This window comes from Halomonas sp. GFAJ-1 (genome assembly GCA_002966495.1).
In the GTDB taxonomy this organism is placed as follows: Bacteria; Pseudomonadota; Gammaproteobacteria; order Pseudomonadales; family Halomonadaceae; genus Vreelandella.
In genome coordinates, this window is sequence record CP016490.1 from 1,476,238 (window position 1) to 1,490,359 (window position 14,122).

At 54.5% G+C, this 14,122-nt stretch carries 14 protein-coding genes, 2 tRNA genes and 1 pseudogene; 13 read left to right on the forward strand and 4 right to left on the reverse strand.

Going from position 1 to position 14,122, the window contains the following annotated elements; translation table 11 throughout:
- The first annotated feature begins 30 nt into the window (after nucleotides 1–30).
- The 6 genes from BB497_06720 (at nucleotide 31) to BB497_06745 (ending at nucleotide 4,374) form a co-directional block, all read left to right on the forward strand.
- Entirely contained in the window at nucleotides 31–975 is a 945-nt protein-coding gene (locus BB497_06720) for a chromosome segregation protein ScpA (protein AVI62420.1), read from the forward strand.
- Entirely contained in the window at nucleotides 972–1,814 is an 843-nt protein-coding gene (locus BB497_06725) for an SMC-Scp complex subunit ScpB (GenBank protein ID AVI62421.1), read from the forward strand. Before BB497_06720 ends, BB497_06725 begins: the two co-directional genes overlap by 4 nt.
- Entirely contained in the window at nucleotides 1,798–2,679 is an 882-nt protein-coding gene (locus BB497_06730; GenBank protein AVI62422.1) for a 23S rRNA pseudouridylate synthase B, read from the forward strand. Before BB497_06725 ends, BB497_06730 begins: the two co-directional genes overlap by 17 nt.
- A gap of 90 nt (nucleotides 2,680–2,769) precedes the next feature.
- Nucleotides 2,770–2,845, forward strand: a tRNA-Lys gene (locus tag BB497_06735).
- Nucleotides 2,846–2,983: 138 nt separating this feature from the next.
- A tRNA-Lys gene (locus BB497_06740) sits at nucleotides 2,984–3,059 on the forward strand.
- Between the two features lie 286 nt (nucleotides 3,060–3,345).
- Nucleotides 3,346–4,374, forward strand: coding sequence for a quinolinate synthase (locus tag BB497_06745; GenBank protein AVI62423.1), 1,029 nt, complete (start codon nucleotides 3,346–3,348; stop codon nucleotides 4,372–4,374).
- Nucleotides 4,375–4,525: 151 nt separating this feature from the next.
- Here the strand turns inward: BB497_06745 and BB497_06750 are convergent, their stop codons facing one another.
- Entirely contained in the window at nucleotides 4,526–5,986 is a 1,461-nt protein-coding gene (locus BB497_06750) for a peptidase M48 (GenBank protein AVI62424.1), read from the reverse strand.
- Nucleotides 5,987–6,151: 165 nt separating this feature from the next.
- On the opposite strand from BB497_06750, the gene BB497_06755 reads away from it, so the two are divergent.
- Both BB497_06755 and BB497_06760 read left to right on the forward strand, forming a co-directional pair.
- On the forward strand, nucleotides 6,152–6,403 hold the full coding sequence (locus tag BB497_06755) for a recombinase (protein AVI62425.1): 252 nt from the start codon (nucleotides 6,152–6,154) through the stop codon (nucleotides 6,401–6,403).
- Entirely contained in the window at nucleotides 6,400–7,512 is a 1,113-nt protein-coding gene (locus BB497_06760) for an AI-2E family transporter (GenBank protein AVI62426.1), read from the forward strand. Before BB497_06755 ends, BB497_06760 begins: the two co-directional genes overlap by 4 nt.
- A gap of 52 nt (nucleotides 7,513–7,564) precedes the next feature.
- On the opposite strand, the gene BB497_06765 is transcribed toward BB497_06760, so the two are convergent.
- Complete coding sequence (locus BB497_06765) at nucleotides 7,565–8,041, reverse strand: peroxiredoxin (protein ID AVI62427.1); 477 nt, start codon at nucleotides 8,039–8,041, stop codon at nucleotides 7,565–7,567.
- 258 nt (nucleotides 8,042–8,299) lie between these two features.
- On the opposite strand from BB497_06765, the gene BB497_06770 reads away from it, so the two are divergent.
- From BB497_06770 to BB497_06780, 3 genes are all read left to right on the forward strand, one after another.
- Entirely contained in the window at nucleotides 8,300–9,184 is an 885-nt protein-coding gene (locus tag BB497_06770) for a 4-hydroxy-tetrahydrodipicolinate synthase (GenBank protein AVI62428.1), read from the forward strand.
- Nucleotides 9,185–9,266: 82 nt separating this feature from the next.
- On the forward strand, nucleotides 9,267–10,265 hold the full coding sequence (locus tag BB497_06775) for a lipoprotein, NlpB (GenBank protein ID AVI62429.1): 999 nt from the start codon (nucleotides 9,267–9,269) through the stop codon (nucleotides 10,263–10,265).
- Between the two features lie 31 nt (nucleotides 10,266–10,296).
- A complete protein-coding gene (locus BB497_06780) occupies nucleotides 10,297–11,013 on the forward strand; it encodes a phosphoribosylaminoimidazolesuccinocarboxamide synthase (protein ID AVI62430.1) in 717 nt (238 codons plus the stop codon).
- Nucleotides 11,014–11,223: 210 nt separating this feature from the next.
- On the opposite strand, the pseudogene BB497_06785 reads toward BB497_06780, so the two are convergent.
- Nucleotides 11,224–11,898 (reverse strand): annotated as a pseudogene (locus BB497_06785) (tRNA-Thr(GGU) m(6)t(6)A37 methyltransferase TsaA).
- 118 nt (nucleotides 11,899–12,016) lie between these two features.
- Here BB497_06785 and BB497_06790 point away from each other — a divergent pair.
- Nucleotides 12,017–12,544, forward strand: coding sequence for an acetyltransferase (locus tag BB497_06790; protein AVI62431.1), 528 nt, complete (start codon nucleotides 12,017–12,019; stop codon nucleotides 12,542–12,544).
- A 5-nt stretch (nucleotides 12,545–12,549) separates the two neighbouring features.
- Here the strand turns inward: BB497_06790 and BB497_06795 are convergent, their stop codons facing one another.
- A complete protein-coding gene (locus tag BB497_06795) occupies nucleotides 12,550–13,404 on the reverse strand; it encodes a nicotinate-nucleotide diphosphorylase (carboxylating) (GenBank protein AVI62432.1) in 855 nt (284 codons plus the stop codon).
- Between the two features lie 80 nt (nucleotides 13,405–13,484).
- On the opposite strand from BB497_06795, the gene BB497_06800 reads away from it, so the two are divergent.
- Nucleotides 13,485–14,063 carry an N-acetyl-anhydromuranmyl-L-alanine amidase gene (locus BB497_06800; GenBank protein AVI62433.1) on the forward strand — a complete coding sequence of 193 codons (579 nt, stop codon included), beginning with the start codon at nucleotides 13,485–13,487 and terminating at the stop codon, nucleotides 14,061–14,063.
- The last annotated feature ends 59 nt before the right edge of the window (nucleotides 14,064–14,122 follow it).

Here is a 14,122-nt window from a genome sequence, read left to right on the forward strand (position 1 = left end):
ATGCCTGCATAACCGAGGGGTTCGACCCGCGTGAGCGAGACGCCAAGCGCCATCGTTGACCATTTTGATACCACAACCGCCGAGCCTGTGGTGCAAGCGCTTGGGCGGCTGTTTGATGAGCCCATCACTCAGTTGCCGGAAGATCTCTATATCCCACCGGAAGCGCTGCGGGTGTTCTTAGAGGCTTTTGAAGGGCCGCTTGACCTACTTCTCTACCTGATTCGCCGCCAGAACCTGGATATTTTGACCATCAATGTGGCGACCATTACCCACCAGTACATCGAGTACGTGGAGCTAATGAAGTCTATGGAGATTGAGCTGGCCGGAGAGTACCTACTCATGGCGGCCATGCTGGCGGAAATCAAATCCCGCACGCTGCTGCCCCGCCCGCCAAAGGCAGAGGGTGAAGATGAAGAGGACCCCAGGGCTGAGCTGATCCGTCGCTTACAGGAGTACGAGCGCCTTAAAGAAGCTGCCGAAGCGCTGGATACGCTGCCTCGGATAGGGCGCGACTGGTTTAGTGTCCAGGCCGGGCTGCCCCCCTTGGACACGCGGGTGATTCACCCGGAGGTAGGGCTGGATGAGCTGCTAGGGGCGCTTTCCGATATCATGAAGCGTGCTGAGCTTGTCCAGGCCCACCAGATCAGTCGCGAGGTTCTTTCTACCCGCGAACGCATGCTGAAAATCATGGCGCTGCTTAGCCACGATGATGCCCAGCAGCGCTACACGCCTTTCGAGGCTTTATTTACTCTGGAAGAGGGGCGTGCCGGGGTGGTGGTGACCTTTATGGCGATTTTAGAGCTTGCCAAAGAAGCCATGATCGAAATTGTCCAAAACGCACCGTTATCGCCCATTCACGTGCGTGCACGGCGCGCAGCCTTGCCAGATGGGGAGGAGAGTGCATTTGAAGACGCCGATGAAGAAAGTGGCGCTTTTGAAGAGTCCGCGTTTGAACCTAGCGAGGAGTCCCGGTGAGAGACACCACGTTAGACGATATTATTGAAGCGGCGCTTTTAGCCGCAGGGGAACCCCTCGCCGTTGAACGTCTTGAAACGCTGTTTTTGGCCGATGAGTGCCCATCGAGAAAGGCGCTGCGGGATGCGCTGGCGCGGCTTGCGCTTCGCCATGATGCTGGCGCGCTGGAGCTGGTTGAAACCGCCTCGGGTTTCCAGTTGCGTATCCGCCCACGGCTGGCACACTGGGTGTCTCGTTTATGGGATGAGCGCCCGCAGCGCTACTCGCGGGCGCTGCTGGAAACGCTGGCGCTCATTGCCTATCGCCAGCCGGTGACCCGGGGTGATATCGAAGAGGTGCGCGGGGTGAGTGTCAGCAGCTCGATTATGCGTACGCTGATGGAGCGCGGTTGGATACGCGTAGTGGGGCACCGTGATGTGCCCGGTCGCCCGGCAGTGTACGCCACTACCCGCAGCTTTCTGGATGACTTCGGCCTGAAAACGCTGGATGCGCTGCCACCGATGCACGAGATAGCGAGTTGGCAAGAGCCGCTAGAGGATGACACTCAACTTACGTCAGCAGTGGCTGAGAAGGGCGAGCCTGACAGTGGCGCCCCCGAGGAGCAGAATACGTCTCAAACACTGGACGAAACGCCAGAAACCGTGCAGGATGCGCCACCCCAGCCAGAAGCGATAACTACGGCTGAGACAGCCGATAACCACGCCGAGAAGGCGTTAACCCAGCCGCTAAGCTTTGCCGATTTAGAGGCGCGGCTTGCGGCACGTGCGCAGCGCAGCGACGACAGTGCCCGCACGCAGACCAACGATGTGAGGTCAGACGACCATGAGTCAGAGCAATAACACCACGCCCCCCACCAGCGAAAAGCTGCAGAAAGTGCTGGCCCGTGCAGGGCTTGGCTCCCGCCGTGAAATGGAAACCGCCATTGCCGACGGCCGGGTAAAGGTGAATAGCCAGGTAGCGAAGTTAGGCGACCGAGTTGAAGCCCGTGATAAGGTTAGTTTCGATGATCGGCCAGTAACATTGCGGCCTGAAAATGAAGTGCCGCGTCGGGTCATTATGTACAACAAGCCCGAAGGCGAGCTGTGCACGCGTAAAGACCCGGAAGGCCGCCGCACGGTATTTGAGCGGCTGCCGCGCTTAAAAGGCGAACGCTGGATTGCGATTGGTCGCTTGGATATCAACACCAGTGGCCTGCTGCTGTTTACCACCGATGGCGAGCTTGCTAACCGCTTGATGCATCCCTCCACTCAAGTGGAGCGTGAGTATGCGGTACGGGTGATGGGCGAGGTTAAACGCGAGCACATTGTGGCCATGGTAGATGGCGTAATGCTCGAAGATGGCCCCGCGCGCTTTACTGACGTACAGGAGTTTGGCGGCGAAGGCATTAATACCTGGTTTCACGTGGTGATTTTGGAAGGGCGTAACCGTGAAGTGCGTCGCTTATGGGAATCTCAAGAGCTGACGGTTAGCCGCCTTAAGCGCGTTCGTTACGGCAATATCTTCCTGGATAAGCGCGCCAAAGCCGGAGAGTGGGTAGAGCTTTCTCAGGACGAAGTGGATGATTTGGCAACCCTGGCGAATTTAGAAACTCGCAAAGTGCCTGAGCTGACTCCAGATGAGAAAAATCGCTGGAGCCGCGACAAGAACAAGCGTCGCCCGGTTCAGGCCATGCGTAAGCCCAAGCCTAAGACCAAGCATCGTTAGTAGCGCTAAAGTAACGGGTGTTTATAGGCTAAAGATAAAAAACGCTTGCCATCGATAAGCTGTATCCGTACTATATGCATCCGTTCGAGGGGGTCGTTAGCTCAGTTGGTAGAGCAGTTGACTTTTAATCAATTGGTCGTAGGTTCGAATCCTACACGACCCACCATTTCGAACGGCTATAGCGCATTAAGTAATGTAATATTTATTACTTAGCGATTATTAATATAGCGCTTATCAATATGGTTTTAAGTAAAAGAGTGAGTCAGCGTAGTTACTGCTTATTAAATACTACGTAGCAAAATTTGGGTCGTTAGCTCAGTTGGTAGAGCAGTTGACTTTTAATCAATTGGTCGTAGGTTCGAATCCTACACGACCCACCAAATTCAACGCCCTTGGTAGCTTGCTGCCAAGGGCGTTTTGCTATGCAGTGGGCAGCCCTCGAAACGAACTTTCTGCTTGCAGTAGGCAACAATTGTCCACCACAATAGTCCAAGCTTTAGCTATCGGTGACACCACGATAGCGCTGGCCGCATTATTGAGGCCAGAGCGGCGAGCCACCGCGAGAGACGCAGCGGCACGTCGCATCGAGAGCGGCGCGTGCGGAGTGCATACGCCGTGACTGATGTTTAACAGGGGGATTCCCTGTTTGTCACAGTGGTAGACACGATGACTATTATGACTTCCCAAGCTGAGCTTGATGCTCCGCTCCCAATTCCGTACTGCCCCACCCGTATTCCTGCGGAAGATGAGGCGCGGGTTGCTGAAATTAAGCAGTTGCTTAACGCCCACAATGCGGTGTTGGTTGCGCATTACTACACCGATGATGCTATCCAACAACTGGCTGAAGAGACCGGCGGCTGTGTCGCTGACTCCCTGGAAATGGCCCGCTTTGGCGCTCGTCACGATGCGACGACCTTGGTTGTTGCAGGCGTTCGTTTTATGGGGGAGACGGCAAAAATTCTTTCGCCAGAAAAACGCGTGTTAATGCCCACCCTAGAAGCGACCTGTTCGCTAGATATTGGCTGCCCAATTGATGAATTTAGCGCTTTCTGTGATGCGCACCCGGACCGCACGGTGGTGGTCTATGCCAATACGTCTGCCGCTGTAAAAGCGCGGGCCGACTGGGTGGTCACATCGTCTATTGCAGTAGAGGTGATTGAACACCTTCAGGCGAAAGGTGAGAAAATTCTCTGGGCACCGGATAAACACCTTGGTGGCTATATTCAGAAGAAAACCGGCGCCGACATGCTGATGTGGGATGGCGCCTGTATTGTTCATGAAGAGTTCAAGGCCAAAGGTATTGAGGATCTGAAGCGTCTCTACCCTGATGCTGCAGTGCTGGTGCATCCCGAGTCACCGGACGCCGTCGTCAAGCTGGCGGATGTGGCGGGGTCGACCTCCCAGTTAATTAAAGCAGCCCAAACGCTGCCTAATGAGCAGCTGATTGTGGCTACTGACCGCGGTATCTTCTTCAAGATGCAGCAAGCGGTGCCGGGCAAGACGCTGTTTGAAGCGCCTACCGCTGGCAATGGTGCGACCTGTCGTAGCTGCGCCCACTGCCCGTGGATGGCCATGAACGCCCTGGATAATTTATCAGGCGCACTGCGCCACGGCAGCGGTGAAATCTTTGTGGATGAAGCACTGCGTCAGCAGGCGTTAAAGCCGCTAGAGCGCATGCTAAGTTTTAACGCCTGACTTTTAACACCTAACTTTTAACGCCTAAGTTTGAATAGCGACGTCAGTCGCCTGGGGCTTGCTGAGTGCTGAAAGGTTTGTGCACGCAACGCCTTTACAACGACCCGACCCGAACCGCCATAGGTAGTTCGGGTCGTTTTGTTTCTTTACATCAAAACTTATCAAGCGCTTCACGGTACCCAATAAACGCTTCCCGCCGCTGTTCAATACGCGCTAGCGCTTGCTGGTCATTCTCCTGCTGAGCCGCATCTTTGGCGATGCTGAGCTGGCGAATGCCACGATCTATTCTGCCGGTGAGCTGAAGATGTTCAGCACGGGCCAGGTGCGCCCAGCCATTATCGCCACTGCGGCCCGCGGCTTCAGCAAGCAGGCTAAACCCTTGCGGGTTTTCCGGGTGGCGTGCGGTAATGTCTCTTAGCAGACTGTAAGCGGCTTCCGGATTTCGCTGTAACTGTGCTTCAGCCAATACTAACTGTGCGGGTAAATAGCTTGGTGATAGCCTTAGTAACCGTTGGCTGCGGGTAATGGCGTCGTCATAGCGCTGAGCATCAAGCGCTATGCTGGCGGCAGATGCAGGTAGCATGCTGTAATCAGGCAGTTCACGGGCTAATTGATCAAGGGTATTGAGGGCGCTATCCGTTTGGCCGTTATGCGCCGCAATGAGGGCGCTTAGGTAGCGCTGTGCGGGTTCTTCTGCGCCCTCCTGGGCAAAGCGGGAAGCAGCCTGCTGAGGGTTATTGCGGTTAATGCTTAGCAGTGCTCGTGCGCGCATCATGTCGTACAGCGTATCGCTGGTGTAAGTATCGGCAACCTGGAGCTGGGATGCACGGGCCTGGGCATCACTTAAGCGGCTATCAGAGACAGGGTGGGTCAATAAGAACTCTGGCGGTGAGCCTCCCTGCAAGCGCGCCATGCGCTGCATAGCACCAAACATACGTACCATAGCCTCCGGGTCGTAGCCTGCATTTGCCATGGCTTGAAGGCCAATCCGGTCGGCCTCTTGCTCAAAGCGGCGAGAGTAGCTGAGCTGGTCTTGAATCAGTGCTGCCTGGGACCCCATGGCAGCGGCAATGCCCGCGTCGCCACCGCCGCTTGCGGCAATCAACATGCCCGCCAGCATGGCGGCCATGGCGGGCAGCTGGGTCTGCTCAGCGCGGGCGCTGCCTCGGGCATAATGGCGCTGGGAAAGATGGCCAAGCTCGTGAGCGAGTACTGACACGAAAGCGCCTTCATCTTCGGCAAAAGCAAACAGCCCCGAGTTGATGCCTACAACACCGCCGGGAACCGCGAACGCATTCAGTGAGCGGTTGTCGACCATGACGATAGTGGTTTGCAGGCTGCCGAGTTGACTGTGGGGGGCAAGGCGGGCGATCAGGCCATGCACGTAGTCGCTAACGATAGGATCCTGCCACTGGGGGGCGTGGGCGCGAAACTGACGCAGCCACGCTCGGCCCAAACGATACTCTTCATTGCTCACTGAGGTGGCTGCACCGCCAAGACTAGGCAGTTGGTAATCATCGATGGCGTGGCCCGAAGGGCTAACGGCAGCCGTGCTAAGCGCAAAGAAAAGCGCAAGGGCCCAGCGTGGGTAAGCAGTGCGAAGGTGCGACATGGCATCCTCATGAGTGAGTCTGACGTAAAGTATTATGCGCAGTGAACAGCGGTGTGACATTGATTCAGGCAGGGAAGTGCCGTTAAATCAAATCCACAGCGGGCATCGCGAAAAAATAGTTTATGCAACAATGCCATATTTAGGCGGCATTTTGAGGGAGAGGTTATGGCTGGGCAAACCCCCGATTTAATACTGGATGCGAGTGGGCTGCACTGTCCGCTTCCCTTGTTAAAGGCAAAACAGGCGCTTTCAGGTCTTGCGCCGGGTCAACTGCTGGAAGTCCGTGCGACCGATGCTGGCGCGTGGCGGGATATGGCATCATTTACCGACCAAAGCGCCCACGTGCTAGAGCAGCGTGAGCAGCGCGATGATGTTTACTTTTTTTGGATACGTAAAGCAGGGAATACACACTCATGACCATGCGCACTATTCTGAAAAGTTGGATTGATCGTTACTTTTCAGACGAAGAGGCGTTAATTCTTCTGCTGGTGCTGGTAGCGGGCTTTGCGGCCATTATCTGGTTTGGCCGAATGTTGGCACCGTTTTTTACGGCGCTCGTGTTGGCGTTTCTGTTGCAAGGCGTGGTGAACGTGTTAACGCGGCGAAGTGTGCCGCATTTGTTATCCGTGATTATCGTTTTTCTAGGCTTTATTGGCGTGTTGCTAACGCTGGCCTTTATTTTGATGCCGCTTATTTGGAACCAGTTGGTAGGGCTCGTACAGGAAACGCCGCGCATGTTTGCCAGTGGCCAAGGGTGGTTGGATGAGCTGCAGGCTCGCTACCCAAACTTGATTACACCTGACCAAATGCAGAGCTGGATTGGCGTTGCCGGGCGTGAAATTAGTCAGGTGGGTCAGCGCGCGTTGACCCTTTCGCTGGCTTCTCTGGGTAACGTGATGTCGCTGATTATCTATTTGGTATTGGTGCCCATCCTGGTTTTTTTCATGCTTAAAGACCGTGAAGCGTTAGTCGGTTTTACGCTCTCGTTACTGCCGCAGAAGCGCACGCTGCTAACGCGTATTTGGCATGAAATGGACCATCAGATTGCTAACTACATACGCGGTAAGTTTATCGAAATTATCATTGTCGGCAGCGTGGCTTTTTTTACCTTCGCTTTCTTTGGCCTGCCTTATACGGCGCTGCTTGCGGTGTTAGTCGGGCTGTCAGTGCTGGTTCCTTACATTGGCGCGGCGGTCGCCACACTACCAGTGGCGGCAGTTGCAGGTTTTCATTTCGGTATCAGCGAGCAGTTTGCCTATGTGCTGGTGGCGTATGGTGTGATTCAAGCATTGGACGGTAACGTGCTGGCGCCCGTGCTGTTTTCAGAAACTAACAATATCCATCCCGTTTCGATTATTGTCGCAGTGCTGTTTTTCGGCGGTATTTGGGGCTTTTGGGGCATCTTTTTTGCGATACCGCTGGCAACACTGCTTAAAGCGTTGGTGTATGCGTGGCCGAGAGGTGTTGAAGAGCAGGAGGAAAATCGTTTACTGAATCATTCGGGGCAAGAGTTGCCTAAAGATTGATCGCGCTCTGCCTATTGGGCAGAGCGCAAGTTGCCAGAAAGTAGAGGAGCGCTTAGTGCCCGGCGTGCAGTGCTTCAGCAGCGGCTAGCACTTCATCCACATGGCCGGGGACTTTCACGCCGCGCCACGCTTGGGCGAGTTTGCCCTCACTGTCGATTAAGAACGTGCTGCGTTCAATTCCCAAATGCTCTTTGCCATACATCTTTTTTAGCTTGATAACGTCGAATAGCTGACAAACGTTTTCATCTTTGTCAGAAATGAGCTCGAAGTTAAAGTCTTGCTTGGCTTTGAAGTTCTCCTGGGCACGGATGCCGTCCCGGGAAACGCCGATAATGACCGTATTGGCCGCATCAAACTGGCTTTTACGATCGCGAAAGTCGCCCCCTTCGGTGGTGCAGCCCGGCGTGCTGGCTTTTGGGTAAAAGTAGATGACGACTTGTTTGCCCTTGAGCTCCGAAAGCGTGATGGTAGTGTCGCCCGTGGCAGAGGCGGAAAAGTCGGCTACTGGCTGGCCAAGTTCAATAGACATACAGACTCCTTTTTGAGGTAACGTTCAAGAGGGATTACACGCAAGTGCAGCCCGCCTGTCAAAGCGGATCACCCTGGTTAAGCAAACTCACTGCGCTTTACGCTGTACAGGCTTGAGTCGCCTGAGTACCATTTGCTGGTTATGGGCGGGGCTGACCATGCTCCTCAAGGTATCAATGCTGCGTTTTAGCTCAATGAAGTTCATTGCGTCGCACGTGGCAGGTTGATTTCAACATTTTGCAGGTGAGGGAAAAAACGGATGATCACAGGCAGCATTGTCGCCCTGGCGACGCCGATGAAGGTCAATGGCGACATCGACTGGGAGGCGCTTCGTCGTCTGGTGAACTTCCACCTCGACAATGGTACCGATGCCATTGTCGCAGCGGGCACCACGGGCGAACCCACTACCATGTCCTTTGCCGAACACTTTGATGTGATTCGTAGCGTGGTAGAAGAGGTGAATGGTCGAATTCCAGTCATTGCGGGCACTGGCGCCAACGCTACATCTGAAGCGGTAGAGCTGGCGCGTTATGCCAGTGAAGTAGGCGCTGACTACTGCTTGTCGGTTTGCCCCTACTACAATAAGCCCACCCAGGAAGGGCTCTACCAGCATTTCAAAGCGGTGGCCGAGGGCAGCAAATTACCCGTAATTCTGTATAACGTGCCTAGCCGCACCTGCTCTGACCTCTACAATGAGACCGTTTTGCGCTTGGCCGAGGTGGATAATATCATCGGCTTGAAAGACGCCACGGGGAACCTTGAGCGCGCAGAAGATCTAATTAGTCGCCTGAAAGGCAGTGGCTTTATGCTCTACTCAGGTGATGACGCTACGGCGTGTGACTTCATGTTGATGGGTGGGCATGGTGATATTTCCGTTACCGCCAACGTTGCCCCGCAAGCGATGCACGATTTATGTGCCGCAGCTATTGCCGGTGATGCTGATAAAGCTCACCAGCTCAATACGCGTTTGATGCCGCTGCATACTAACCTGGGAATCGAGTCCAACCCGATTCCGGTTAAGTGGGCGTTGCATCGCATGGGCTATATGGACGCAGGTATTCGTTTACCGCTAACGTGGTTGTCGGAAAAGTATCATGGCACCGTCAGCGAGGCGCTGCAGCTTGCGGGCGTTGTAGAGGTGTAACCCGTCGCGATACCCCTTGCTACCCGGCGTAAGGCCCTTGGGCCTGCCGGGTATCTAATTTGTTGACTGTTAAGGTGGCTTGATGAGCCCTGTGCTTAAAAAACCTGTGCTTGAAAAACGTGTGCTTAAATGGATACCGCTGGCACTGGCAACCGCTGTTGTGCTCGCTGGCTGCGCGCGGGATGGTTATTACCATGACCGTAACCTGGATTACACCGAAGTAGCGCCTGCCCCGCCCCTGGTGCTGCCCGAAACCCGTAATACTCAGCGTTACCGTGATGCGATGCCGGTGCCACAGGCAGCGACCCAAGGCACGCGGATTGAGAGAGCGGCAGACATTGCGCCACCGCAGTCGTTGACGATTGGAAGCGGCTTAGAACCCGATTATGTTGAGCGTCGTCAGGTAGGTAGGCAGTCGTGGTTGGTGGTAGCCGCTGAAACCGGCGCCGTATGGCCGCAGTTAGAAGCCTTTGCACACAGCCGGCAACTAGGTGTACAGCAGAGCAACGCCAGCCAAGGGGTAATTGAAACTTCTCAGGCGACGCTGCGTTTGCAAAGTGCGCTACGTGCAGGCAGCAGCGAAGTACGCTGCGAGCAAGGCGGACAAACGCAAGCTAGCTGTCTTGACGCATTAGAGCAGTATTTGGGCGCACGCAGTGCATCAGCCAGCGCGTCTTCTTCCTGGACAGCCCAACGCCTTTCCAGTCAGCAAACCCTGCAGGTACGCCAACAAGACGATGAGTGGCAAGTGGTGATTCCCCAGCCAGCTGATCGTGTTTGGGCAGAGCTAAACCATTATCTGGCACTCGATTTTAGCGTTGAAGGCCAGCGTGAGTTGATCGACACCTCTGCGGAAAACTACGAGTTTTTAGTTGAATATATGACGGAAAGCGAGCGTGGTCGTAATCCGCTGCAAATTGTTTTCAGCCAAGATGTGCGCCGCATGTCGCAGGAGATTCGTCTTGCCCTGCAGCCTGATGGCGACAAGACCATACTGCGTGCGGTCAATGCCAGCGAGCGCAGCTTCAGCGCCGACGATCAGCGCGAGTTGCTTGAGCGTGTCTCCGGCTACTTACGTTAATTTTTGATGTTGCATCCTTTTCGGAGCCCCCATGGAAAAGCGCCAAGAACTCTATGCCGGTAAGGCAAAATCTGTTTATACCACCGACGACCCTGACCTGCTGGTGCTGCACTTTCGGGACGATACCAGCGCCTTTGACGGCAAGAAGAAAGAGTCGCTAGCCCGCAAAGGCATGGTGAACAATATTTTTAATGCCTTCATTATGGAGCGCCTGCAAGAGGCAGGGATCCCTACGCATTTTGAGAAACAGCTTTCCGACACGGAAAGTCTGGTGAAAAAGATGCAGATGATTCCGGTGGAGTGCGTAGTGCGCAACATAGCCGCCGGTGGTTTGGTGAAGCGTTTGGGTGTGGAAGAGGGCGTTGCGCTCAATCCGCCCACCTTTGAACTGTTCCTAAAGAACGATGAAAAGGGCGACCCGATGATCAACGAATCATTGGCGGAAACGTTTGGCTGGGCGACCCCAGAGCAATTAGCAAAAATGAAGACGCTGACCTTCCAGGTAAACAACATACTTAAGCAATTGTTTGCTGACGGCGACATGCTGCTAGTGGATTACAAACTTGAATTTGGAGTGTTCAAAGACGAGATTGTACTGGGCGATGAGTTCTCGCCAGATGGTTGCCGCCTGTGGGATGCCAATACCCGTGAGAAGCTGGATAAAGACCGCTTCCGCCAAGGACTAGGCGGCGTTATCGAAGCCTACGAGGAAGTAGGTCGCCGTTTGGGGATTACCTTTCCCGCATAGCCCCCGCTAACTCGGAAATGTGTCAACTGCCACCACCTCTAAGGTGGTGGCACTGTTTTTAGCATCTAAGTCTTTAGAACTTGAATTTTGAGAACCTGAATTTTGAGAACCTAAGTCTTTAATATCGGCGTTTTTAATACCTGGGTTGTTAATACCTGGGTTTTTAACATCTGAGTGTCTACTGGCTGAGTTTTGAAGCGCTGGATTTATAACAGCGCGGAACTTCACATCTACATCGCGTAGGCGCACGCCGTAAAGTCGTTCGCTGTGTGCGTCGCGCTGGTAGGCGGGGCGTGGATCCTGTCCTAGTACCTGTTCAATTAAGGCATAGAGTGAAGCGCTATCGGCACGGGCTGCAAGGCTTTCCTTTGCTGCTTGGCTGAAGTGGACCGGAAGTAGGTCGGGTGCATGCGGCGCAAAGCCTGCTCTTGCATCGGGCCGCGCCTCTGCCCAGGGCAAGTAGGGTTTAATGTCCACCACAGGGGTGCCGTTTACTAAATCGCAGCCTTCAAGTTGCAAACGCACCCCGTGGGACGTATCGACTCCTGTAAGTGCGATAAGCGAAAGGCCTAATCGATTAGGTCGGTGGGTGCTACGGCTGGCAAATACGCCGACTTTACGGTTCCCCCCTAAGCGAGGGGGGCGCACTAAGGGTGTCCAGCGTGTGGGGCTTTGGTGAAAAATAAAGGATACCCAAATATGGCTAAACGCCTCTAGGCCACGCACGGCTAGCGGGTCGTTGAACGGCGGGGTAAGCACTAAGTGTGCCTCTGCTGCGGGTGCTAACCCTGGCTGGCGGGGCACGCCGAACTTATCGGGATAGTCACTTTCGATGTGGCCGATTGGCGTGATCGAAAAATGTTCGCTGTGCGGGCCATCATCCATCACACTGCCTTTTGTTAGAGTAGATTGAAAAGTAGTGACCGTAGTATAAAGCAGCCTGTTGGCCTAAGCCTGCTTGAATGACGCATCGAACGATAGTTCAACAGTCCAGAGGTAACGCATGACGAAAACTGAAGAGTCTAAAGCGCCTGCCTCGAATACGCGTGTTGTGTATCGCGCAGCTTTGGCGCGGGATGCTGCTGACCAAGCCGAGGTGTTTTATCACGCAGTAATGCAGGGAGCTGCTACCCATTATGATTTGGGTGAGCGGCGTGCCTGGGCGAATGCGCTGCCCCGTGAAGCGAGCGCTTGGGCTGCCCGTCAAGCGCTTTACACCACGTTAGTGGCTACCTGTGATGGGCGCTGTGTGGGGTTTTTAGAACTGGATTTAACCATCGGGCGTATCGAAACACTGTATGTATGGCCTTCGCTGGCTGGGCAGGGGATAGGCACCACGCTGCTTATTCACGCCGAGCGTTTTCTGTTGGAGCAGGGCCAGTCCCACGTTGAAATCGAAGCCAGCTTGGTACTCTATGAGCGCTTGCTTCGCCGAGGATTTAACGACCACGGCGAGCAGTGGGTAGAGCGTAGCGGTGAGTTACTTAAGCGTTACCGCATGACGAAACAGTTAAACGCGGTGGAAACCTAAGGTGCTTAGACGTTAAAGGTTTGGGTAATGCGCATGGAAAGGTCGATGGACTTCACGTCTTTGGTCAGTGCGCCGCTGGAAATGCAGTCTACACCTGTCTCAGCAATGGCTTTTAGCGTCGTGGCATCCACATTGCCTGATGCCTCCAGGGTTGCTCGACCGCCATTAATCTCCACCGCCACATGCAGGTCTTCCAAGGCGAAATTGTCGAGCATAATAATGTCGGCGCCAGCGGCCAATGCTTGGTCAAGCTCTTCAAAGGTTTCCACTTCGACTTCTACTGGAATATCGCTTGCCAGCTTGCGGGCCTGAGCAACGGCGGCTTGGATGCCACCACAGGCAGCAATGTGGTTCTCTTTGATCAAAAACGCATCCCACAAGCCGATACGGTGATTATGACCGCCGCCACAAGTGACGGCATACTTTTGCGCAAGGCGCATGCCGGGTAGCGTTTTTCGGGTATCGAGCAAACGAACGCCAGTGCCTTTAATCAGGTCGACGTAGCGGTGTGTTGCTGTTGCCGTGGCCGAGAGCGTTTGCAGCACATTAAGCGCTGCGCGTTCGCCGGTGAGCAGGCTGCGGGCGGGCCCTTCCAGCTCTAAAAAGTACTGCTCTGGAGCGAGCTGGTCGCCATCCGCCGCCTGCCAACGCAGGGTGACGCGGCTATCTAAACGGCGAAATATTTCATCCACCCAAGCAACGCCGCATAGCACTGCTGCCTCTCGGGACATCACTTTTGCCGTGGCCCACTGGTTCTCTGGAATTAACTGCGCGGTAATGTCGCCTGGGCCAACGTCTTCGGCTAGCAGGTGCGCAGCGCTGGAGCGGATCTCTTCGGCAAGTGCGTTTTGATAATGCATGGTGGATTCTCTGGGCGTCATCAAGTGTGAACCGCATTATAGTGAAAGTAAGCGTCAACGTAGAGGAGCATGTGCCCGTAATGAATAATGAAGCCATTGGCGGCGACTGGGGATCGGCGAGACAGGTGGCGTCGCCAAACTGCGATGCCCGACCAACCAACGAGGTATCGCTACTGTTAGTCCATGCGATTAGCCTTCCTCCAGGCCAGTTTAGCGGTGGTGCTATTGAAGCGCTGTTTACCAATCAATTAATACCTGATGAGCACCCCTTTTTTGCTGAGATTGCCCACCTGCGCGTTTCTGCGCATTTTTTAATTCGTCGCGATGGTCAATGTGTGCAGTTTGTTGATACGGATCAGCGCGCTTGGCATGCCGGGCGTTCACGCTGGTGGGATAGGCGCCAACATGGATGGCGAACTGCATTAAATGATTTCTCAGTAGGAATAGAGCTGGAAGGGGATGACATAACCCCTTTCACCCAAGCACAGTATCAAACGCTGGTGGCCGCGACCCATTGGCTTATGTCGCGCTACCCATTATTGGATCGGTCGCGCATTACCAGCCATGCGCATGTCGCACCGCTACGAAAAACGGATCCTGGGCCAGCGTTTGATTGGGCTTATTTTTATCAGCAGCTAGGCCCAAAGAGCTTGCTTTAACGTTGGTTAGTAAATGTGCTTAGGAAAGTGGAGAATTAATTAAGTACTTCACCTGTAAG

Excerpts from the sequence above, each read along its gene's own strand:
- BB497_06730 (AVI62422.1), top strand. The coding sequence starts at position 1,798 with ATGAGTCAGAGCAATAACACCACGCCCCCCACCAGCGAAAAGCTGCAG.
- BB497_06745 (AVI62423.1), top strand. The coding sequence starts at position 3,346 with ATGACTATTATGACTTCCCAAGCTGAGCTTGATGCTCCGCTCCCAATT.
- BB497_06750 (AVI62424.1), bottom strand. The coding sequence starts at position 5,986 with ATGTCGCACCTTCGCACTGCTTACCCACGCTGGGCCCTTGCGCTTTTC.
- BB497_06755 (AVI62425.1), top strand. The coding sequence starts at position 6,152 with ATGGCTGGGCAAACCCCCGATTTAATACTGGATGCGAGTGGGCTGCAC.
- BB497_06760 (AVI62426.1), top strand. The coding sequence starts at position 6,400 with ATGACCATGCGCACTATTCTGAAAAGTTGGATTGATCGTTACTTTTCA.
- BB497_06765 (AVI62427.1), bottom strand. The coding sequence starts at position 8,041 with ATGTCTATTGAACTTGGCCAGCCAGTAGCCGACTTTTCCGCCTCTGCC.
- BB497_06770 (AVI62428.1), top strand. The coding sequence starts at position 8,300 with ATGATCACAGGCAGCATTGTCGCCCTGGCGACGCCGATGAAGGTCAAT.
- BB497_06775 (AVI62429.1), top strand. The coding sequence starts at position 9,267 with ATGAGCCCTGTGCTTAAAAAACCTGTGCTTGAAAAACGTGTGCTTAAA.
- BB497_06780 (AVI62430.1), top strand. The coding sequence starts at position 10,297 with ATGGAAAAGCGCCAAGAACTCTATGCCGGTAAGGCAAAATCTGTTTAT.
- BB497_06790 (AVI62431.1), top strand. The coding sequence starts at position 12,017 with ATGACGAAAACTGAAGAGTCTAAAGCGCCTGCCTCGAATACGCGTGTT.
- BB497_06795 (AVI62432.1), bottom strand. The coding sequence starts at position 13,404 with ATGCATTATCAAAACGCACTTGCCGAAGAGATCCGCTCCAGCGCTGCG.
- BB497_06800 (AVI62433.1), top strand. The coding sequence starts at position 13,485 with ATGAATAATGAAGCCATTGGCGGCGACTGGGGATCGGCGAGACAGGTG.